This window comes from Vreelandella hamiltonii (assembly GCF_014651795.1).
In the GTDB taxonomy this organism is placed as follows: Bacteria; Pseudomonadota; Gammaproteobacteria; order Pseudomonadales; family Halomonadaceae; genus Vreelandella; species Vreelandella hamiltonii.
In genome coordinates this window covers 127,779-147,213 of the sequence record NZ_BMXO01000010.1, presented here as the reverse complement: position 1 = coordinate 147,213, position 19,435 = coordinate 127,779, and the positions used below count along the sequence as shown (strand labels likewise).

Below are 19,435 nucleotides of genomic sequence, written 5' to 3'. Positions count from 1 at the left end.
AAGCAGTATATTGAGCAACAATCGAGGCCGGACTAGGGGCGCTCTCGCGCCCCTCGCTATCCATCCTCGCACTAGAAGTACGAGGTTTTTCGCGATGTTCGATAATTATCAATGATTGATCTGCTCCACCAGGGCTTGAGCAAAGGTCGACGTCGTGCCAGTGCCGCCCATGTCGGGGGTGATCATGTCTCGGCGGGTTTCGAGTACCGCACGGATGCCGTTGCGAATGGCGTCTCCTTTTTGCTGCATGCCCAGGTGGTCCAGCATTTGTGCTGCTGCCAGCAGCAGCGCACAGGGGTTGGCCATGTTCTTGTCCGCAATGTCGGGAGCAGAGCCGTGTACAGCTTCGAAGATAGCGGCCTTTTCACCGATGTTGGCGCCCGGGGCAAGGCCAAGACCGCCCACCAGCCCGGCGCACAGGTCCGAGAGAATGTCGCCGAACAGGTTGGTGGTCACCACTACATCGAACTGATGCGGGTTCATGACCAGCTGCATGCAGGCGTTATCCACGATCATTTCCTGAAATTCGATCTCCGGATACTCACTGGCGACTTCTCGGGCCACGTCCAGAAACAGGCCGGAGCTGGTCTTGATGATGTTGGCTTTGTGAACGGCGGTGACTTTCTTGCGGCCATTCTGTTTGGCTAGCTCAAAGGCGTAACGCACGATGCGCTCGGAGCCTTTGCGGGTCACTTTGATCACCGAGATGCCGGTATTGCCGTCGTCGAGCATCTCTTGGCCATCGGAGAGGTAAGCCCCTTCGGTGTTTTCCCGCACGGTGATCATATCGATCTCATCGTAGCGAGAGCGGGTGCCCGGAAAGCTGATGGCCGGGCGCACGTTGGCATAAAGGTCAAAGTGGCGGCGCAGCTGCACGTTGATGGATGAGAAACCCTTGCCGATTGGCGTGGTGAGCGGGCCTTTCAGGGCAATGCCGTGCTTTTCAATGGCATCCAACGAGGCTTGAGGAATCAACGTGCCGTGCTTGTCGAGTGCTACCAAGCCCGCGTCGATGAATTCGTAATTCAGCCCGCACTCCAGGGCGTCTAACACTTGCAGGGTGGCGTCCATGATTTCAGGGCCGATGCCGTCGCCTTTAATCACTGCTACTGTTTGGCTCATGTGCGGGGTCCTCTCGTTGGTAGGATAAAAAGTGGCGAGGAAACGGCGGCCAGACCGCCATTTGAGTGCCATGGTAAGCCAAGCTTAGGGGGCAGGTCATCGTCTAAACGTCTAGGGTGACGGGTGCGAAGCTCCCTGTTTGCTGATAGAATGCGGCGCTCACGACGACCAAGGCACTTAGTATCAAGGTACTTAGGATCAAGACACTTAGCGGCCATCCCTTCGTCTGAAAAACGATAATAGAACAGCAAGGTTTATTTGTAATGAACAATGCAATGGCAGCGATTGCTCTGCCCACCCCAGGGCTGATGACTCCGCCCTAGGGTTCCCCTCCTTATCAGCGCCATAACGCTCTGCGCGTTATATCAGCGCTATGGCACCCCGTTCCGCTATTTGGCTATCGGCGCGTTAGCGCCTTCGGTTGGTAGCATTCATCCGACAATCTATTACTAACGTGCGCTCTTGTGCTGCCTTTGTGTGCGGCTGCGGCGCGCAATGTCTTTAACCCCCTAACCATTGGACTCCCTGAATGGCACTTTTCAGCAAGCATGAGTGGTTCTCTAACATCAAGGGCGACACGCTCTCAGGTATTGTCGTCGCGCTGGCGCTAATTCCTGAAGCGATCGCCTTTTCAATTATCGCGGGCGTGGATCCAAAAGTGGGGCTTTACGCCTCGTTCTGTATCGCGGTGATTATCGCCTTTACCGGTGGCCGCCCAGGTATGATCTCTGGGGCCACAGGGGCGATGGCGCTGCTGATGGTAACGCTAGTGCGTGAGCATGGTTTGGAGTATCTGCTGGCCGCCACGCTGCTGACCGGCGTGCTGCAAATTATCGCGGGTTACCTGCGGCTGGCGGAACTGATGCGCTTTGTTTCTCGCTCGGTGGTCACCGGGTTTGTGAATGCGCTGGCGATCCTGATTTTCATGGCGCAACTGCCGGAGCTCACCAATGTGACGTGGCACGTGTATGCCATGACGCTGGCCGGCCTGGGGATTATCTACTTGTTCCCTTATTTGCCGGTGATTGGCAAGTCGATTCCTTCCCCCCTGGTGTGCATCGTGGTGCTGACCGCCGTGTATATGATCAGCGGCATGGATATTCGCAGCGTCGGCGATATGGGAGAGCTGCCGGATACGCTGCCTGTTTTCTTATGGCCGAGTGTGCCGTTAAATCTTGAAACGCTGATGATTATCTTCCCTACCGCCATCATGCTTACCGTTGTAGGTCTGCTTGAGTCGATGATGACTGCCACCATTGTGGATGACCTCACCGACACGCCCAGCGATAAAAATCGCGAGTGTAAAGGTCAGGGTATTGCCAATATTGGCGCTGGTTTAATGGGCGGTATGGCTGGTTGCGCGATGATCGGGCAATCGGTGATCAACATCAAATCAGGCGGCCGGACGCGCTTATCATCCCTGATTGCGGGTGTGGTGCTGCTGCTGATGGTGGTATTCCTAGCAGACTGGGTGTCGCAAATTCCCATGGCGGCGCTGGTAGCAGTGATGATCATGGTCTCGATTGGCACCTTTAGCTGGGAGTCCATTCGCGACCTGAAGAAGCACCCGTTGAGCACCAATATCGTCATGCTGGCAACGGTGGCCGTCACGGTCGGTACCCACAATCTGGCGATCGGGGTTTTCGTGGGCGTACTGCTGGCGGCGCTGTTTTTTGCCAACAAAGTCGGCAAGATCATGTACGTTGGTTCGAAAGAGGTAGAGGCCGGCAAACAGCGCGAGTATCAGGTGGTGGGGCAGGTGTTTTTTGCTTCATCCGAGCGTTTTATGGCTGCGTTCGACTTCAAAGAGAGCATCGACAAAGTCACCATTGATTTATCGAAAGCGCACTTCTGGGATGTGACCGCCGTTCAAGCGCTTGACCGCGTGGTGATTAAATTCCGCCGCGAAGGCACCGAGGTTGAACTGGTAGGCCTAAACGAAGCAAGCGCCACCGTGGTGGACCGCTACGCCGTTCACAACGACCCGGAAGCCGTTGAAAAACTGATGGGCGGCCACTAAACCAGGCAAGGAGAACAGCATGACTGAACACGTACTCGCCGCCATTGACGGCTCCCAATTTGCCGAAGGCGTTTGCGACTATGCCGCCTGGGCAAGCCTAGCCTTGGATGCGCCGCTAAGCTTTGTGCACGTAGTGGATAACCACTCCAGAGCGCCCGAAGAGCAAAATTTATCCGGCAGCCTGCGCTTCGGTGCCCGCGAAAAGCTGATGGAAGAACTCTCAGCGCTTGATGAGCAGCGTGCCAGGGTAAATCGTGAGCAAGGCAAGCTGATGCTCGAAGCGGCCAAGGCCAGGGCGGTGGAAGATGGGGTAAGTAGCCCCACAACCCGCCAGTTAAACGGCACGCTAGTGGAAACACTGGTAGAGCTGGAAAAAGACGTGCGCCTGCTAGTGGTAGGCAAGCGCGGCGAAACCGCCCACCAGGCAAGTGGGCACTTGGGCGCTAACCTAGAGCGGGTGGTGCGCGAAATGCACCGCCCGATTTTGATGGTGCCCAGAGCCTTCAAGCGTCCAGAGCAGGTGCTGATAGCCTTCGACGGCAGCAAAACGGCCAGGAAGGGGGTCGAAATGTTGGCCCGCTCCCCGCTGTTTGCCGGGGCAACCTGCCATGTGCTGATTGTCGGGTCATACACGGCGGAACATCGCAGCGAGCTGGCATGGGCGCTTGGCACCTTACGCGATGCGGGACATCATGTGCAGGGAGAAATTCGTGCCGGGGAAGTGGATGACGTTTTACAGGCGTATGAGCAAGAAAACGCCATCGACCTGCTGGTCATGGGCGCTTACGGGCACTCGCGGATTCGTCATTTGTTGGTCGGCAGCACAACCACGACCATGCTGCGCAATAGCCGAATTCCGGTACTAATTCTGCGCTGACCTACCGTCTGCCGTCAGGAGTGCCATGCACGCCAGTCTTTATTCGAGACTGGCGTTTTTCGTTAATGGCTCAGGCAGTAGCTTGCCTGGCACCCAGCGAAGGTAGCCCACCATGCCGAACAGCTCGACGAGGGATTGAAAGACGATCACGACCACGGCAGCTTGCCAGCCGTTGGGCAGAGTGAGGGCGATTGGCAGCATCACAAAGGAGTTGCGTGTGCCAAAGCTGAAGGCCAGGGTGCGTGCGCTGCGGGTCGGGAGTGAGAAAAGTCGTCCTAACGCTCGGCCCAAGAGCCCCGCCAGCAGGAGATAGCCGCTAAACAGAAGCCCTAATGGCAGCAACCAGTGGGCCAGCGCCACCACGCTGGCCACTTGCGATGCCGCGATGATGAACACGACGACCGCCAGCAGTGGTACCGGGCAGTATCCCATGGCTTGCGTGATGCGTTGAGCCTTTGCTGAGCGCTCCGCCAGACGCTCCGTCAGCCAGGCAAGCAGCAGTGGGGTGGCGATCAGCCCCACAAAGGCGCTGATCAGTGCTGTGGATAGGGCGATGTTCAGCCACTCTATGCCCAATAGCCACCATAAATAGACGGGGAGGGCGATCATTTGTATCAGGAGCAGTAGCGGCGTGGCGGCAATGGCGCGGCCCGTATCGCCTTTGCCCAGATGAGTAAAGGTGATGAACCAGTCGGTGCAAGGCACCAACAGCACTAGCAGTACGCCAGCCAATAGGGCGGGCGGCAGGGGTAGCCATAAAGCTGCCAAGCCTACGGCGGCAGGAATTACGATGAAGTTGCCCACCAGCAGTGCTGCAATGAAACGTTTGTCCTGAAGGCCTTGGCGAATAGCGAGCAGGGGAATTTGGGTAAAGGTGGTGTAGAGCAGCGCACCCAGTAACGGCCAAAGCAATGGCTCCAGCACGGCCATGCGTTCGGGAGCCCATAGTCCTGCGCTTATGCCCAAGCCAATGCCAAACAGATACAGCCAGCACTGCTGTCGTTCCAGGATATCTTTCATTCGGCAGCAGGCGATGAGGCAAGTGCCCAGCGCTCTCCGGCCCAGGCGGCCAGCAGCCATAGCGGGACGCTGACCAGCACGTAGAGCGGTGCCAACCACCACTGGGGCTGTTGGGCGAGGTAGAGCGTTTCCAGGCCGAACAGTGAAAAGGTGGTGAAGCCGCCACAAAAGCCTGCCACCAGCAGAGGTTGGTGGCGTGCCAGCGCGCGGTGAGGAAAGCGCGAGGTGGTGGCCGCCAGCCAGCCGATCAGCAGCGAGCCCGCGATATTGACCAGTAGCGTGCCCCAGGGGAAATAGCTGCCAAGCGCTGCCAGGGATGCCAGTGACACCCCATAACGCAGCAGGCTGCCCACGGCGCTGCCGAGCCCAACGGCCAGATAGGCGTTCATGACAACCCCCCGCCCAGCCACCAACCCAGGATGGCCATCAAGAGCCCCAAACCTAACGTACTGGCAACGTTGAGTGCCGCCCGAGCGGCTTGGCCGGACTGGTAAAGCTCCAGGGTTTGCAGGCTGAAGGAGGAGACGGTGGTATAGCCGCCCAGTAGGCCGATGATGGCGAAGGCCCAGATGGGGTCGTGATGCTGCAAGCCATAACGTGCCAGCAGCCAGCCCGCCAAGAGCGCGCCGCTGGCATTGACGATGAGCGTGCCCCAGGGGAAGGCTTTGCCTAGCCGTTTCGCGGCGGCATTGGACACGGCAAAGCGGCCCATGCCGCCAAGCGCGCCTCCCAGGGCAATCAGAAAGAGACTGGCCATGCCAGCGTCCATGGTGGCCTCGTGCGGAAAGCAGAATCAAGGCCGGAAAGTGTAGCATGTTTGGCAAGGCCCTGAGGGCGGGCCTTGCTCACTTTCATGCCTCAATCTTCATATCTCAGCCGTCATGTCTCAACTGGCGAAGATCAAGCGGTGGCCATGGAGGAGTGCTCGACGGGGGCCTCGCTGGATGCTGCCATGCTGGCCATATTGATGCCTGACAGCACGGCCTTGAGCGAGGCACTCACCGTGTCGCTGTCCTCTGCCACGGCACATACCCGTTGGCCGTCGATATTCAGCTGCACGAAGGCAATGGCATTGGCCTCGCTGCTGCCCCCCAGTGAGTGCTCGCTGTAGTCCAGAATGGCCACGTGGCTGCCGGTATGCTGTTTCCAGGCGTCGGTGAACGATGACATGGCTCCGTTGCCCGTGCCGGAAAGGCGCAGCGTTTCAGTGCCGTGCCACAGGGTGATGTCGATGCCTTCCTGATGGCCTTTGGAGAGCCGGTAATCCGCCAGGGAGAGCGGGGCATCCAGGGCAAACTGATCGAACATCACCTGGCGGACCATGGCGCTGGAGAGCTCGCTGTTGCGCCGCTCGCTCTCTTTCTGCACGTGGGGGGCCAGTGCCAGCATCATCCAGCGGGGCAGGTGAATGCCGTAGTCCCGCTCCAGCAAAAAGGCCATGCCGCCTTTGCCTGACTGGCTGTTGACCCGGATCACTGCCTGGTAGTCGCGGCCGATGTCATGGGGGTCGATGGGCAGATAGGCCACTTGCCACGGCTCATCGGGCTTCTGATGCTTGAGCGATTTACGAATGGCATCCTGGTGGCTGCCGGAAAACGCGGTGTAGACCATCTCGCCCACCCAGGGGTGGCGGGGGTGAATGGCAATGCCGGTGCACTCATGCACGACCTGGATGATCTCGTCGGGGTTGGAGAGATCCAGCGCCGGGTCGATGCCCTGGCTGTACAGGTTCATGGCCAGCGTCACGATATCCATGTTGCCGGTACGCTCGCCGTTGCCCAGCAGCGTGCCCTCGACGCGATCGGCACCGGCCAGCAGGGCCAGCTCGGCAGAAGCCACTGCGCCGCCCCGGTCGTTATGGGTGTGTACCGAAATGATCACGCTATCCCGACGGCTGATATGCTGGCAAAAGTACTCGATCTGGTCGGCGTGGTGGTGTGGGCCGGCCACTTCCACGGTGGTGGGCAGGTTGAGAATGCACGGGTTGTCTGGCGTGGGCTGCCACACATCCATGACCGCTTCGCAGATGGCCAGTGAAAAATCGATCTCCGTGCTGGAGAAGCTTTCAGGGGAGTACTGGAAGCGCCAATCGACGTCGGGGTACTGCGCGGCATGGGTCTTGACCCAGGTGGCGCCCTGAACGGCGATGTCGGTAATGCCCTCGCGGTCCATCTCGAAGACCCGTTCGCGCTGAATGGTCGACGTGGAGTTGTACAGGTGGATGATGGCGCGCTTGACGCCCACCAGCGAGGCAAACGTTTTCTCGATCAAATGCTCTCGGCACTGCACCAGCACCGCAATGGTGACGTCATCGGGAATCTGGTCCTCTTCGATCAACCAGCGCACGAAGTCGTAATCCGGCTGGCTGGCAGAGGGAAAGCCGACCATCACTTCCTTGATACCGACCTTGATGATCTGGTGCCAAAAGCGCTGCTTCTGCTCGACGGTCATTGGCTCCAGTAGCGCCTGGTTGCCATCGCGCAGGTCCTCGCTCACCCAGATGGGAGCGTGGGTCAGTTCCCGGTCGGGCCACTGGCGATTGAACGCGGGTACCCGCGGGGCAGGGCGATACTTGCGATGATCGAAGGCAGACATGGTGAGTTTCCTGAAAGCATGAGGTTGTTTGAGGCGGCCGCTTGTGGCGTGAGCCGCGTGCCAGGCCTCCGGGTAAGAGGCCCTGGGAGCAGCTGCTTTTGGCAGCCATGCTAGTGTAACCAGAATGCCGCGAAAGGTTATTGCGAAAATAGGCCAGTGGGCAGAAAAAGTGGCAGAATATGGCGGGTTTATGGATTTCATTAGTAGAGGCTGTCGAGCATGTCGGTGACTCCCCTGACGCTGGATCGTTATGACCGTCGTATCCTGGATATCCTTCAGCAGGAAGGGCGCATCAGTAACCAGGAACTGGCCGAACGCATAGGCCTCTCGCCATCCCCCTGCCTGCGCCGGGTTCGGGCGCTGGAAACCCATGGGCTGATTACTCAGTACCGGGCCGTGGTGGACGCTCGGCCGCTGGGCTATCAGCTGATGGCGCTGCTGCATATTTCCATGGATCAACACACCCCCGAGCGCTTCGATAACTTCGAGCGCCACGTGCGTGACATCCCCAACGTGGTGGAGTGCTTGATCATCACGGGTCAAGCCGCCGACTTTCAGCTCAAGATTCTGGTCAAGGACATGGATGACTATCAGCATCTGCTGCTGCATGTCATCAATCGGATCGAAGGGGTCACGGGGGCGCATACCAGCTTTGTGTTGCGCCGCGTCTTCGAGCACCGCCCGGTACCTACCTGAGACGGGCTGTTCGATATGACCGGTCAGTTCGATATGACATAGGCAGTGGCTTGCTGGCGGTTTACACTGCTTTTTTTAATCGATACAGGAGATTGAACCATGAGTATTCAGCGTCATGATACAAAAGCCCGCATGAGCCGTGCCGTGATTCATGGCGGCGTGGCGTATCTGTGTGGCCAGGTGGCGGGGCCAGAGGCGCGCCATGGCGATATCAAGGAGCAGACCGAGAGCATGCTGGCGCGGGTGGATGCGCTATTGAAGGAGATCGGCTCCAGCCGCGAGCAGTTGCTCAGTGCGACGATCTACCTCAAGGAGGGCAGCGATTTTGCGGCCATGAACGAGGTTTGGGATGCCTGGGTACCGGAAGGCCATGCACCGGCACGCACCTGCGTGTGTGCACCGATGCCTGCCGATGAGTTGAAAGTCGAGATTACCGTGACCACGGCGGTGGATGCGTAGTCGCCGCGTTACTTGATGGGCTTTTCGGCCGGAAAGCGGGTATCGCGCAGGCTGTCCTTGATCTTCTTCAGGTGCGGCAAGAAATCTTCGCCGCGCCTGAGGGTGACCCCCGTGGCCAGCGCATCGATCAAGGTGAGCTGAATCATTCGGGAGGTCATGGGCATGTAGTGGTCGGTATCTTCGGGGGTGGCGACTTCCAGGGTCGCGGTGCACTCCCGTGAGAGCGGAGAGTCCGGTGCGGTAATCCCCAGCACCACGGCGCCTGCTTCGCGGGCCACCTTGGCGATATCGACCAGTTCCCGCGTGCGGCCCGTGTAGGAAATGATCACCACCACGTCGCCCGTATGGCAGGCGGCAGCCACCATGCGTTGCATCAGCACATCCACATATGCCATGACCGGCAAGTTGAAGCGGAAGAACTTGTGCTGCGCATCCTGGGCCACGGCACCGGAGGCACCCAACCCGAAAAAGTGAATCTGCTTGGCCTGGGTCAGGTAATCCACCATGCGCTCGACGGCGGCCATGTCCACCTCGCGCTGGGCTTCGTCCAGGGCGGCAATGGTGGCTCCGAAAATCTTGTGCGTGTACTGAGTGGCCGTATCGCCGGGCTCGACGGCACGGGTCACGTAAGGCGTTCCGCCGGCCAGGCTCTGTGCCAGCTTGATCTTGAAATCGGGATAACCCTTGGCGCCGAAGTTGCGGCAAAACCGGTTCACGGTAGGCTCGCTGACGCTGGCCGCCTGAGCGAGGCTGGCAATGCTCAGGCTGGTGGCGGCTGCCGGGTCGTCGAGGATCACGTTCGCCACCTTGCGCTCCGAACGATTCAGCTCTTCGAGACGTTCCCTTAGGCGGTCTAGCAGGTCATGCGCCATTGACTGACTCCGTGGCAGGCGTTGAGGGTAAACGAGGCGTCCACTGGCTGCACCAGTGATAAAACTCATCTGCAGGCAGTGGACGAGCATAGTAATACCCTTGCGCCGCTTCGCAACCTATCGAACGCAAATAGTCGGCCTGGGCAGCCGTTTCGATGCCCTCGGCGACGACGTCACAGCCCACCGCATGGGCCAGTTGGGTGATGGTCAAGGCCAGGTGACGATCCACGGCGTCCTTTTCCAGATCCATGACGAAGGCCCGGTCAATTTTCAGCGTCGAGAAAGGCAGGGTCTTCACATAAGCGAGGGATGAGTGGCCGGTGCCAAAATCATCGATGGCCACGGCAATATTCACATCCGCCAACTGGGCCAACTGGATACGTGCGTTATCCAGGTCGCTGAGCAGGCCAGACTCGGTCACTTCGAGCGCAAAAAAGCGCGCCGGAATCCCGTGCCTAGCGAGTCGCGCCAGCAGCGCTTCGGCAAAGTCCTTGCGTGCCAATTGGCGCGCAGCCACGTTGACGGCGATATGGAAGTCATCGTCCAGCAGGCCCTGCTGCCGCCACTGGGCAATATGGCGCATGGCCTCTTCCAGCACCCACTCGCCAATCGACAGAATATCGCCACTGGCCTCGGCCAAGGGGATGAAATCCCCAGGCGAGACATGCCCCAGCTCGGGATGGTGCCAGCGCAGCAGCGCTTCGGCGCCCAGCACCCGCTGAGTGCCCAGCGACAGCTTTGGTTGAAAAGCCAACGACATCTCGCCGCGCTGGGTCGCCCCACGAATGGCCTGCTGCAGGTGCAGGCGGTGGCGCTGCTGGGTTTCCAGCGTTTCATTGTAGCTTTGAATGCGCAGCGAGCCTGACTGCGGTAGTGCCAGAGCAGCCTTGTGCACCAGCCGTTCGCTGTCGAACGGGCCCTGCGCCCAACTGATGCCAATGCGCGCATTGAGCGGCAGCAGCAGGTCTCCCACTGCCTGATCCTGATCGAAACAGCTCAGCAGCTTGGATGCCAGCTGGCGCAGTGCCTTGAGGTCGTTGCTATCGGCAATGACCAGCAGTTCACTGCCGTCCCATACGCCCAGGGTGCAGCGTTCACATAGTTGGGCGTGGAGCCGATGGCTGATATGCACCATGAGCTGGTCGGCAACGCTGTAGCCGTGCAGGCGTACCACGTCGTCGAGATGATCCAGAGCGATGAACAGCAGGCCAGTGTCGTCGCCTGCCTTAGCGGCTTCCTGCAGCGTCTGGGTCAGTGCTCGCCGATTGGGCAACTGAGTAATGGGGTCGGTGCGCGACTGGCGGTCCAGCTCTTCGGTGCGTTTGGCCACCATCTGTTCGAGGGTCTCGGCCTGTTTGTCGCGCACCTGATAGCGGTGTTCCACATCCAGCGTGTTGCGAATGCGCTGGAGCACCTCGTCATGCTTGAAGGGCTTGGTGAGAAAATCACGGACCCCCATGCTCAGCGCTTTATGGCGTGTTTCGTCATCGATCTGGGCGGTCAGTACGATGACTGGCGGCATCTGAGCCCCGAAGTGCGCCTGCAGCTGTGACATGACCCCATAGCAGGTAGGGCATCCGAATATCCAGCAGGATCAGGTCGGGCAACTGCTGTTGGCACAGGCCCAGCACCTGGCGAGGGTCGCTGATTCCCTGCACGTGGTCGAAACCGTGATCGTCCAGCAGGTCCAGCAGCAGCTCGACGTTGATGCTGTTGTCGTCGACGATGAGTAAGCGCTTGCTCATCAGGGTCATGTGGCCATCCTTGGAGAGTGGGCGGGGGCGACAGCCAGATAGTGGCTCAGGGTCGCGGAGAGCTTGTCGAGGTCGATGGGCTTGGTCAGGTAGTCGGCAAAGCCAGCCTCAAGGCCTCGGGCAATGTCCCGTTCCATGGCGTTGGCCGACAGGGCAATGACGGGAAGATGCTTGAGCTGCTCATCGTGGCGAATGATCTCCAGCGCTCGATAACCGCTCATGCCTGGCAGGTTGATGTCGATCAATACCAGGTCGGGCGGCGAGTAGCGCATGATTTCAAGCCCCAGCTCGGCGCTGGACACGGTTTGCAGCTGGACGTGTGGGTAGTCGTCCACGATATCTTCCATGAGCTTCTGGTTGGTGGGGTTATCCTCGATATAGAGCAGGCGGTAGCTGCTCTGTGAGGCAGTGTCTCCCAACGTTGCCGACACCGCCGAGGAAGGCTCGGCGGTGTTTTTTTCTGCCATGGGCAAGGTAAACCAAAAGGTGGAGCCACGTTCGGGTTGGCTGTCCACACCAATGGCCCCCCCCATTCGCTCCACCAGTTCACGGGTAATGGCCAGGCCGATGCCCGTCCCTTCGATGACGCCATGCTCCTCATCCAGCCGATTGAAGGGTTCGAACAACTCTTCCAAACGTTCGGCAGGGATGCCTTTGCCGGTATCGGTCACGCTGACGCGCAGCATCGGTGCCTGGGGCACCACTTCCAGGGTGATACTGCCCTGAGGGCGGTTGTATTTGATGGCATTGGAGAGCAGGTTCAGCAGGACCTGCTTGGTGCGCGTGTAGTCCGCCTGCACGACCCAGTCTGGCGCAATGTTCGGACGCTGGAAGTGAAGGCCTGCGGCATCCACGTTGGCTTCCAGGGTGCTGGCGGCATCTTCTATCAACTGCTGAAGAGAGATGGCTTCGAGGGACAGGCTCATGTGCCCAGATTCGATCTTGGCCAGGTCCAGCACCTCATTGATCAGGCTCAGCAGGTGCTGGCCACTCTTCTCGATTTGGCCTACCTGCCGCTGCTGTTTGTCGCTCAGCGGGTCTCGACGGCCCTGGGCCAGCAGCTGGGCAAAGCCGATGATGGCATTCAAGGGGGTGCGCAGCTCATGGCTCATCGAAGAGAGGAAATCGCTCTTGGCTCGGTTGGCCTTTTCAGCCTGGTCACGGGCCGTGGCGAGGTCCAGGGCGACCTGTTCGCGTTCGGCCATTTGCCGATAAAGATTGATCAACAGGGCGCAGGTATCGGTAAAAGGCTGCAGCCAATTGAGTAACGACTGGTCCAGCGGTTGTCTGCTGTTGGCGATGGCAAACATGCCAATCAAGCGGTCGCCACTGAAAATGGGCGCACCCAGGTAGTTGTCCAGCCGCGGGTGACCGGGAGGGAAGCCGCCTCGCTTGCTGTGCCCATCAACGTCATCGGTGATGACCGTTTCGCCATGGGCGTACACCCGCCCCAGCAGCGAGTTTGGGTTGGTCAGGGTCATGTCGCCACTGCGTAACATTTCCATCAGGTGGCGCGACTCGTCGTTCCAGGACAGATCGGTAATGGCGTGGATCTTCAAGGCACTGGTGGTGTCCGTGGGGAGCACTTCGCCGATCAGGGCGTAGTCACTGTCGGTCAGCTCGCGCAGTGCCTCCATCAGAAACGTCCACAACTGCTCGCCGGACATCAGCGCCTGATAGTCGGTGATACCCTGATGCAACACCTTGAGCAGGCTCTGCTCCTTGTGCATGCGCTGGTTGGCGGCATGCACATCCGTCAGGTTGGTCAGGATGCCCAGAAACTCGACGACGTCTCCTTTTTCATCGGCAATGGCATTGACCGCGAGATGCACCGGCACGGTGTGGCCCTGCTGGTGCAGGGCGTCGACTTCCCGGCCACGGCCAATCACCCTGGGGTCGCCTCCGGCCAGAAAGTGGGCCAGGAAACCGTCATGTTGGTCACGGATGGACGCGGGTGTCAGTATGGAAACGTTGCGCCCTACCACTTCATGATGGGCATAGCCCAGCATGCTGAGCGCGTAGGGATTGATGCTCAGCACCTTGCCTGAGCGGTCGATGCGGACGATGCCCGTGGCGCTACCATTGAACAGAGTCTGATAGCGCAGATTCGTTTGGGAGAGGTGATAGCGCATCTGATGCTGACGCAGCAGCTCATCGACCTGGCCTGCCAGCTGTTCGAGTAGCCGGCGGTCACGATCGGAAAATGGGCGTGGCTCGGGGCCAATCAGGCACAGCGTGCCCACGACCATCCCTTGAGTCGGTCGGAGAGGGTGGCCTGCATAGAAGCGTATGTAGGGAGCTCCGGTGACTAACGGGTTATCGCAAAAACGTTCGTCCTTGTGGGTATCCTCCACCACCAGCGGCGCGTCGGCCGCCACGGCGTGGGCGCAGAACGACACTTCACGGTTGGTTTCGCAGGCATCGAGCCCTTGGCGCGCCTTGAACCACTGGCGGTCTCGGTCCACCAGCGATACCAGCGATGTGGGCACGTCAAACAGCTCGCAGGCCAACTGTGTCAGGCGTGAAAAGCCCTCGTCATCGGCGGTGTCGAGAACGTGTAACCCATGCAGGGCTGCCAGGCGCTGAGGTTCATTGTCTGGTAAGTCGGCCGCGTGCATGGCAATCCCTGAGTGTGTGAGCGTATGCAGTCAAAGCATATTAGGTAGATATCGGACGCTGGACGCTAATCTTTAGCCGAGCCTGAGCAATTTCAGCAGCCAGCGGCGATAAGGCGGTCGCAGCCAGCGGCTGTTGGCGCGTTTGGCTTGATAAAACACTCCCCGCATATGGCTGAAACGCTCGAAGCCGTGGCGACCATGATAAGCCCCCATGCCGCTTTCACCGACCCCCCCGAAGGGAAGCGAAGGCACGGCGTGGTGCAGCAATGTTTCGTTGAACACCAGCGCGCCCGAGCGAGTGCCCTCAAGCAGCCGCTGCTGCAGCGCCTTGTCATGGGTAAAGGCATACAGCACCAGCGGCGCTGGGCGAGCGTTGATGAAGCGCAGCGCGTCCTCCTGATGCTGTACGCTGATGATCGGCAAGGCACGGCCAAAGATCTCCTCTTGCATCAGAGGAAGCCCCTGATGGGGGTCGATCACCAGCGCGGGGGCGTGGGGGCCGTGATCGATCACGCGGCAACCTTGATCACGCGCTTGCTCGATCAGGCGCTCACTGCGTGTGGCGAAGTGTTCACTGACATGGCCGGTGGCTTCCCTGGCGTTGGGCCGCTGATGGCGTATGGCCAACTCCAGCGCCTTGATCAAGGCCTCCATGCGGCTGGCGTCGACCAGCACGTAATCCGGGGCCAGGCAGGTTTGGCCGTTGTTGAACCCTTTGCCGAACACGATGGCCTCGGCAGCGCTATCCAGGTCCGCGTCACTGGCAACCAGCGCCGGCGACTTGCCGCCCAGCTCCAGCGTCACCGGGGTCAAGTTGATCGCAGCGGCGGCTGCGACCAGACGGCCCACGCGGCTCGAGCCGGTAAAGACCAGGTGGTCGAACGGCAGTGCGCTGAAGGCGGCGGCCACGTCCTCACCTCCCTCGATCACCACGAACTCGTCATCGGTAAAGTATTGCGGCACCAGCTGGGCCAGCAGCGCGCTGGTATGCGGCGCCTGCTCGCTGGGCTTGAGGAGCACGGTATTACCCGCGGCCAGCGCATCCACGATGGGCATTAGCGCCAGGCACCAGGGGTAGTTCCAGGCAGACATGACGCCCACCACCCCCAGCGGCTGGGGCGAGATGCGCGCGCGCGCTGGCCACAGCCGCCAAGGCATGGTGGCGACTTGCGGGCGCATCCAGTGCCACAAATGCAAGCGGGCGTGGCGAATGGCATGCAGCACCGAGCTGATCTCGGCCAGGCGAATTTCCACTTCACTGCGCTGACCAAAATCCGCCTGAATCGCTTGGATGATCGCCCGTTGATGGCGCCGTGTCATGAGTGCCAAGCGTGCCAGCCGCTCGCGCCGAATGGCGAGGGTCGGGTAGGGCGCGGTGGCGGCGGTTTCCCGCTGCGCGGTCAATAGGGACGTGAGATCACGCTTCATGGCCACTCCTTGGAATCGTTCGACATTGACCATACTGGCAGGTTGTTGCAGGTGGAACCATCGCCGCCAGACATTGACAATTGTTCACATCGTTAATGGTAAAGTAAGCCATCCACGGCGTCTGCCCGTGCCTTGGGAGCTGTCATGCCTTCACTGTCGTTGACCATTCTACCTGCCATCGAGGCCGTTTCGGCAAGCCAGTGGGATGCATTGGCGGCACCGGGCCAGCCGTTTCTGCGTTATGCGTTTCTCCAGGCGCTGGAGCAGAGCGGCTCGGTCAGTGCCGCCACGGGATGGCAGCCCAGCCACCTGTGCGTCTGGCAAGGGCAGCAGCTCGTCGGAGCGCTGCCGCTGTATCGCAAATACCACTCCTATGGTGAGTACGTGTTCGACTGGGGCTGGGCCGACGCACTGGAACGGGCAGGAGGGCAGTATTACCCCAAGGCGCTGAGTGCGGTGCCGTTCACCCCTGTGCCTGGGCCACGCACCCTGATCGCCGAGGAGGCACCTGCTGCTGAGGTGTACGCCTGTTTAGCCCAGGGTATCGAGCAGCTGTGTGAAGCCCGGGAGCTCTCCAGTTGGCATCTGCTGTTTGCCCATGAGCAGGAGGTGGGCGCCTGGCAACGACAGTGGCCGCAGCTCATCACTCGTGAAGGCGTACAGTTTCAGTGGCGTGACCAGGGGTTTGGGGATTTCGAAGGCTTTCTGGCCTCGCTGGCCTCCAAGCGCCGCAAGATGATCAAACGTGAGCGCCGATTGGTGGCCGAGCAGGGGATTACCCTGACGCGTTTGGTGGGCAGTGAGATCAGTGACGCAGACATGGCGCACTTCTACCGCTGCTACACCATTACCTACCATGAGCGTGGTCGCCCACCGTACTTGAATCACGCTTTTTTCGAGCGCCTGCGTCATACCATGACCGAATCACTGGTGCTGATCCAGGCCCGGTTGGAAGACCGCCCGGTGGCAGCGGCGCTCTGTTTTCAGGATGCCACGACCCTCTATGGCCGCTACTGGGGCAGTGAAGTGGTCGCCGACTGCCTGCACTTCGAAGCTTGCTACTATCAAGGTATCGAGTATTGCCTGGAAGCCGGGTTGACGCTGTTCGACCCCGGCACGCAAGGGGAGCACAAACTGGTGCGCGGCTTTACCCCGCAGCGCGTGCGTTCGCTGCACTACATCGTTCACCCTGGGTTGGCTGCCGGAGTAGGGCAGTTTTGCCAGCAGGAAGCCGAGCATGTTCAGGCGTATCGGCAGGCGGCCAGCCAGTCTTTACCCTATAAGTCGCCTCTGGCGTCGCAGGACCCTGCGGCTTGATGGCATAATGCGCGCCGCTCTGGCTTTTATACAGGAACACTCTCATGCACAGATGGCTCTTGGTGATACTGCTGGCGGTGCTTGGCCTGATGCAGTACCAGCTGTGGCTGGGCAACGGCGGCTGGCGCGACCTTCAGCGGGTCGAAGAGCGTGTGGCTGAACAGGAAGCGGCCAATCAGCCCCTGCGCGAGCGTAACGCCCGACTGGCGGCCGAGGTCACGGATTTGAAAACCGGGCTGGCCGCCATCGAAGAGCGTGCGCGCAGCGATATGGGCATGGTGCGTTCCGACGAGCAATTTTTCTGGGTGCCTGGTGTCGCCATCGAAAACGAGCTGCTGGGGATTCATGCGGGGTTGATCGCCCAGCCGGGAGTCATTCCACCGCGTGAGCGCGAAGGCGGTGAGCCATGAGTGAAACGCTCTGGCTGGTGGTGCCCGCCGCAGGGCAGGGTAAACGTATGGGGGCTGATCGACCCAAACAGTATTTGTCGCTCGATGGGCAGCCGATCCTGGCCCACACCCTGGCACGGCTAGCCCAGGCTTTTCCTGAGGCCCACCTGGTGCTCTGTCTGGATCGCGACGACAGCTGGTTCGACCCGCATAGCGTACCGTTCAAGCGCTGGCAGCGGGTCGATGGCGGCCAGGAGCGAATGCATAGTGTGCTCAACGCGCTGCGTGCCATTCCCGCTCGTGCGGATGACATCGTCATGGTGCATGACGTGGCGCGCCCCTGTATTACCCAGCAGGACTTGCTGGCGCTGCATGCGGCCATCCAGCGCCATTCGGCCGGTGCGCTGTTGGCCATGCCGGTGGCCGACACCATGAAGCGTGACCGAGGTGATCAGTGCAGCCTGCGCACTGAACCCCGCGACGGTCTGTGGCATGCGCTGACTCCGCAAGGCTTTCGTTACGCGCTGCTGCTGCGCGCCCTGGAGCATGCCGAACAGCACGGTACGCTGGTCACCGACGAAGCCTCTGCCGTCGAAGCATTGGGAGAAGCGCCGCGGCTGGTCAGCGGCCGCCGCGACAACCTGAAAGTGACCCACCCCGGCGATCTGGCGCTGGCTGGCGCCATCCTACACACTCAACAAGCCGCCGCGTCGATGGCGGATAACGGCAACAGGAGCGCCTAATGCGAATTGGCCATGGATTTGACGTGCATCGCTTTGGACCCGGCGACCATCTCATGATTGGAGGCGTCGCGCTGCCCTTCGAGCAGGGGTTCGTGGCGCACTCCGATGGTGATGTGCTGCTGCATGCCATCAGCGATGCGCTGCTGGGTGCCTGTGCGCTGGGCGATATCGGCCATCATTTTCCGGATACCGACCCCGCCTGGCAAGGCGCCGACAGCCGTGGCCTGCTGCGTCACGTCATGTCGCTGGTGCGCCATGCCGGCTACGAGGTGGGCAATCTCGATGCCACTTTGATGGCGCAGGCCCCTAAAATGGCGCCTCATCTCCAGGCCATGCGAACCGTCATTGCCCAGGATCTGGAAATCGCCCTGGGCCAGGTGAACGTCAAGGCCACCACCACCGAGCGGCTGGGCTTCACCGGGCGGGGTGAAGGTATCGCCGCCGAGGCCGTGGTGCTGCTGACCCCGCGAGTGTCAGCGGATGCTTGAACTTCCTGATTGGCAGCGCAGCCTGACGGCCGATTTCGGCCCGCCCGCCCCTGGCCACTACCGCACCGCGCCGGAAGATTTTTGGGTCGACGAGCAGCTCGACTTCATCCCCGAAGGGCAGGGCGAGCACCTCTGGCTGCGGGTGGAGAAGCGCAACCTGACCACACTGGATGTGGTCAGACAGCTCAGCCGACTATGCAGCGTGGGGCAGCGCGACATCGGCTACTCAGGAATGAAAGACCGGGTCGCCGTCACGCGACAGTGGCTCAGCGTACATCTGCCGGGGCGCCCAGCGCCTGAGGGGCTGGCAGCCGCTCTGGCCGAGCTGGGCATTCAGGTGCTGGAGCAGGCGCGCCACCCGCGCAAGCTGAAGCGCGGCGTGCACCGCACCAACCATTTTCAACTGCGGCTCAGTGGCGACGCCGTGCAGCGGGAAGACTTTACCGCGCGATGGGAAGCGCTGTGCCGTCACGGCGTCCCCAACTATTTTGGCCATCAGCGCTTTGGCGCGGGTGCCCGCAACTTGCAGCGAGCCCAGGCGGTGCTGGCCAAGGGCTGGCGCAAACGCGATGACCGCCAGGGCATGATGCTCTCGACCGCCCGCAGCTTTCTGTTCAACGAACTGCTCAGCGTGCGCTTGCAGGAGGGCAGTTGGTGCTGCCCGTTGGCAGGTGACACGCTGATGCTGGAAGGAACCCAGAGCGTGTTTGCCGTCGATTCAGTGGATAAGGCGCTGATCGAGCGGGCCGCCGCGATGGATCTTCACCCCACCGGGGTGTTGTGGGGTGTTGGTGAATTGGCGCAGGGGGCGGCGGCGGAGTATGAGACATTGCTTCGACAGCGGCATCCAGCGCTGTGTGAAGGGCTTGAAAAAAGTGGCGTCAAGCGTGCTCAACGGGCACTGAGGGCCTGCCTGGTGGCGCCCAGCATCACCCATGAAGACGGCGCTGTGCTACTCTCATTTGCCCTGCCGCGAGGTAGTTTTGCCACGGCGGTGATCGGCGAGTTGATCCACCATCCCGATACCGCCTGATGTA

19 protein-coding genes are annotated in these 19,435 nt (G+C 60.6%); 9 read left to right on the top strand and 10 right to left on the bottom strand.

Going from position 1 to position 19,435, the window contains the following annotated elements; translation table 11 throughout:
- Nucleotides 1-108: 108 nt before the first annotated feature.
- Nucleotides 109-1,122 carry an isocitrate dehydrogenase gene (locus tag IE061_RS11655; RefSeq protein WP_193461657.1) on the bottom strand — a complete coding sequence of 338 codons (1,014 nt, stop codon included), beginning with the start codon at nucleotides 1,120-1,122 and terminating at the stop codon, nucleotides 109-111.
- A gap of 529 nt (nucleotides 1,123-1,651) precedes the next feature.
- On the opposite strand from IE061_RS11655, the gene IE061_RS11650 reads away from it, so the two are divergent.
- Together IE061_RS11650 and IE061_RS11645 are read left to right on the top strand one after the other, a co-directional pair.
- Nucleotides 1,652-3,142 carry a SulP family inorganic anion transporter gene (locus IE061_RS11650; RefSeq protein ID WP_081192509.1) on the top strand — a complete coding sequence of 497 codons (1,491 nt, stop codon included), beginning with the start codon at nucleotides 1,652-1,654 and terminating at the stop codon, nucleotides 3,140-3,142.
- Nucleotides 3,143-3,161: 19 nt separating this feature from the next.
- Nucleotides 3,162-4,019, top strand: coding sequence for a universal stress protein (locus IE061_RS11645; protein WP_193461656.1), 858 nt, complete (start codon nucleotides 3,162-3,164; stop codon nucleotides 4,017-4,019).
- Between the two features lie 39 nt (nucleotides 4,020-4,058).
- Here the strand turns inward: IE061_RS11645 and IE061_RS11640 are convergent, their stop codons facing one another.
- From IE061_RS11640 to IE061_RS11625, 4 genes are all read right to left on the bottom strand, one after another.
- Nucleotides 4,059-5,039, bottom strand: a complete 981-nt coding sequence (locus IE061_RS11640) for an arsenic resistance protein (RefSeq protein ID WP_193461655.1) — start codon at nucleotides 5,037-5,039, stop codon at nucleotides 4,059-4,061.
- Nucleotides 5,036-5,428 carry a fluoride efflux transporter FluC gene (locus tag IE061_RS11635; protein ID WP_193461654.1) on the bottom strand — a complete coding sequence of 131 codons (393 nt, stop codon included), beginning with the start codon at nucleotides 5,426-5,428 and terminating at the stop codon, nucleotides 5,036-5,038. The genes IE061_RS11640 and IE061_RS11635 overlap by 4 nt, the downstream gene beginning before the upstream one ends.
- Nucleotides 5,425-5,808 (bottom strand): fluoride efflux transporter FluC, encoded by a 384-nt coding sequence (locus IE061_RS11630; protein ID WP_096921376.1) that lies wholly within the window; start codon nucleotides 5,806-5,808, stop codon nucleotides 5,425-5,427. The genes IE061_RS11635 and IE061_RS11630 overlap by 4 nt, the downstream gene beginning before the upstream one ends.
- Before the next feature lie 131 nt (nucleotides 5,809-5,939).
- The gene (locus IE061_RS11625) at nucleotides 5,940-7,634 is read right to left on the bottom strand and encodes a 2-isopropylmalate synthase (RefSeq protein WP_193461653.1); all 1,695 of its coding nucleotides are present in this window, start codon (nucleotides 7,632-7,634) and stop codon (nucleotides 5,940-5,942) included.
- Nucleotides 7,635-7,853: 219 nt separating this feature from the next.
- Between IE061_RS11625 and IE061_RS11620 the strand changes: the two genes are divergently transcribed.
- Together IE061_RS11620 and IE061_RS11615 are read left to right on the top strand one after the other, a co-directional pair.
- Nucleotides 7,854-8,330, top strand: a complete 477-nt coding sequence (locus IE061_RS11620) for an Lrp/AsnC family transcriptional regulator (RefSeq protein ID WP_039175572.1) — start codon at nucleotides 7,854-7,856, stop codon at nucleotides 8,328-8,330.
- A 99-nt stretch (nucleotides 8,331-8,429) separates the two neighbouring features.
- Complete coding sequence (locus IE061_RS11615) at nucleotides 8,430-8,789, top strand: RidA family protein (protein ID WP_039175573.1); 360 nt, start codon at nucleotides 8,430-8,432, stop codon at nucleotides 8,787-8,789.
- Nucleotides 8,790-8,797: 8 nt separating this feature from the next.
- On the opposite strand, the gene IE061_RS11610 is transcribed toward IE061_RS11615, so the two are convergent.
- The 5 genes from IE061_RS11610 to IE061_RS11595 all read right to left on the bottom strand — a co-directional run bounded on the left by IE061_RS11610 (nucleotide 8,798) and on the right by IE061_RS11595 (nucleotide 15,461).
- On the bottom strand, nucleotides 8,798-9,661 hold the full coding sequence (locus IE061_RS11610; protein ID WP_039175574.1) for a MurR/RpiR family transcriptional regulator: 864 nt from the start codon (nucleotides 9,659-9,661) through the stop codon (nucleotides 8,798-8,800).
- Nucleotides 9,651-11,183 (bottom strand): putative bifunctional diguanylate cyclase/phosphodiesterase, encoded by a 1,533-nt coding sequence (locus IE061_RS18325; protein ID WP_373294974.1) that lies wholly within the window; start codon nucleotides 11,181-11,183, stop codon nucleotides 9,651-9,653. Before IE061_RS18325 ends, IE061_RS11610 begins: the two co-directional genes overlap by 11 nt.
- On the bottom strand, nucleotides 11,146-11,415 hold the full coding sequence (locus IE061_RS18320) for a response regulator (protein WP_373294973.1): 270 nt from the start codon (nucleotides 11,413-11,415) through the stop codon (nucleotides 11,146-11,148). Before IE061_RS18320 ends, IE061_RS18325 begins: the two co-directional genes overlap by 38 nt.
- The gene (locus IE061_RS11600; RefSeq protein WP_193461652.1) at nucleotides 11,412-14,033 is read right to left on the bottom strand and encodes a GAF domain-containing protein; all 2,622 of its coding nucleotides are present in this window, start codon (nucleotides 14,031-14,033) and stop codon (nucleotides 11,412-11,414) included. Before IE061_RS11600 ends, IE061_RS18320 begins: the two co-directional genes overlap by 4 nt.
- 72 nt (nucleotides 14,034-14,105) lie before the next feature.
- Nucleotides 14,106-15,461 carry an aldehyde dehydrogenase family protein gene (locus IE061_RS11595; protein WP_193461651.1) on the bottom strand — a complete coding sequence of 452 codons (1,356 nt, stop codon included), beginning with the start codon at nucleotides 15,459-15,461 and terminating at the stop codon, nucleotides 14,106-14,108.
- Between the two features lie 144 nt (nucleotides 15,462-15,605).
- Between IE061_RS11595 and IE061_RS11590 the strand changes: the two genes are divergently transcribed.
- The 5 genes from IE061_RS11590 to truD are packed head-to-tail and all read left to right on the top strand — an operon-like array spanning nucleotide 15,606 to nucleotide 19,431.
- On the top strand, nucleotides 15,606-16,778 hold the full coding sequence (locus tag IE061_RS11590) for a GNAT family N-acetyltransferase (protein WP_193461650.1): 1,173 nt from the start codon (nucleotides 15,606-15,608) through the stop codon (nucleotides 16,776-16,778).
- Nucleotides 16,779-16,822: 44 nt separating this feature from the next.
- Complete coding sequence (ftsB, locus tag IE061_RS11585; protein ID WP_016916293.1) at nucleotides 16,823-17,188, top strand: cell division protein FtsB; 366 nt, start codon at nucleotides 16,823-16,825, stop codon at nucleotides 17,186-17,188.
- Entirely contained in the window at nucleotides 17,185-17,910 is a 726-nt protein-coding gene (gene ispD, locus IE061_RS11580; RefSeq protein WP_081136143.1) for a 2-C-methyl-D-erythritol 4-phosphate cytidylyltransferase, read from the top strand. The genes ftsB and ispD overlap by 4 nt, the downstream gene beginning before the upstream one ends.
- Nucleotides 17,910-18,398, top strand: coding sequence for a 2-C-methyl-D-erythritol 2,4-cyclodiphosphate synthase (ispF, locus tag IE061_RS11575; RefSeq protein WP_081136142.1), 489 nt, complete (start codon nucleotides 17,910-17,912; stop codon nucleotides 18,396-18,398). The genes ispD and ispF overlap by 1 nt, the downstream gene beginning before the upstream one ends.
- A complete protein-coding gene (gene truD, locus IE061_RS11570; protein ID WP_081136140.1) occupies nucleotides 18,391-19,431 on the top strand; it encodes a tRNA pseudouridine(13) synthase TruD in 1,041 nt (346 codons plus the stop codon). The genes ispF and truD overlap by 8 nt, the downstream gene beginning before the upstream one ends.
- The last annotated feature ends 4 nt before the right edge of the window (nucleotides 19,432-19,435 follow it).

Excerpts from the sequence above, each read along its gene's own strand:
- IE061_RS11655 (WP_193461657.1), bottom strand. The coding sequence starts at position 1,122 with ATGAGCCAAACAGTAGCAGTGATTAAAGGCGACGGCATCGGCCCTGAA.
- IE061_RS11650 (WP_081192509.1), top strand. The coding sequence starts at position 1,652 with ATGGCACTTTTCAGCAAGCATGAGTGGTTCTCTAACATCAAGGGCGAC.
- IE061_RS11645 (WP_193461656.1), top strand. The coding sequence starts at position 3,162 with ATGACTGAACACGTACTCGCCGCCATTGACGGCTCCCAATTTGCCGAA.
- IE061_RS11640 (WP_193461655.1), bottom strand. The coding sequence starts at position 5,039 with ATGAAAGATATCCTGGAACGACAGCAGTGCTGGCTGTATCTGTTTGGC.
- IE061_RS11635 (WP_193461654.1), bottom strand. The coding sequence starts at position 5,428 with ATGAACGCCTATCTGGCCGTTGGGCTCGGCAGCGCCGTGGGCAGCCTG.
- IE061_RS11630 (WP_096921376.1), bottom strand. The coding sequence starts at position 5,808 with ATGGACGCTGGCATGGCCAGTCTCTTTCTGATTGCCCTGGGAGGCGCG.
- IE061_RS11625 (WP_193461653.1), bottom strand. The coding sequence starts at position 7,634 with ATGTCTGCCTTCGATCATCGCAAGTATCGCCCTGCCCCGCGGGTACCC.
- IE061_RS11620 (WP_039175572.1), top strand. The coding sequence starts at position 7,854 with ATGTCGGTGACTCCCCTGACGCTGGATCGTTATGACCGTCGTATCCTG.
- IE061_RS11615 (WP_039175573.1), top strand. The coding sequence starts at position 8,430 with ATGAGTATTCAGCGTCATGATACAAAAGCCCGCATGAGCCGTGCCGTG.
- IE061_RS11610 (WP_039175574.1), bottom strand. The coding sequence starts at position 9,661 with ATGGCGCATGACCTGCTAGACCGCCTAAGGGAACGTCTCGAAGAGCTG.
- IE061_RS18325 (WP_373294974.1), bottom strand. The coding sequence starts at position 11,183 with ATGCCGCCAGTCATCGTACTGACCGCCCAGATCGATGACGAAACACGC.
- IE061_RS18320 (WP_373294973.1), bottom strand. The coding sequence starts at position 11,415 with ATGACCCTGATGAGCAAGCGCTTACTCATCGTCGACGACAACAGCATC.
- IE061_RS11600 (WP_193461652.1), bottom strand. The coding sequence starts at position 14,033 with ATGCACGCGGCCGACTTACCAGACAATGAACCTCAGCGCCTGGCAGCC.
- IE061_RS11595 (WP_193461651.1), bottom strand. The coding sequence starts at position 15,461 with ATGAAGCGTGATCTCACGTCCCTATTGACCGCGCAGCGGGAAACCGCC.
- IE061_RS11590 (WP_193461650.1), top strand. The coding sequence starts at position 15,606 with ATGCCTTCACTGTCGTTGACCATTCTACCTGCCATCGAGGCCGTTTCG.
- ftsB (WP_016916293.1), top strand. The coding sequence starts at position 16,823 with ATGCACAGATGGCTCTTGGTGATACTGCTGGCGGTGCTTGGCCTGATG.
- ispD (WP_081136143.1), top strand. The coding sequence starts at position 17,185 with ATGAGTGAAACGCTCTGGCTGGTGGTGCCCGCCGCAGGGCAGGGTAAA.
- ispF (WP_081136142.1), top strand. The coding sequence starts at position 17,910 with ATGCGAATTGGCCATGGATTTGACGTGCATCGCTTTGGACCCGGCGAC.
- truD (WP_081136140.1), top strand. The coding sequence starts at position 18,391 with ATGCTTGAACTTCCTGATTGGCAGCGCAGCCTGACGGCCGATTTCGGC.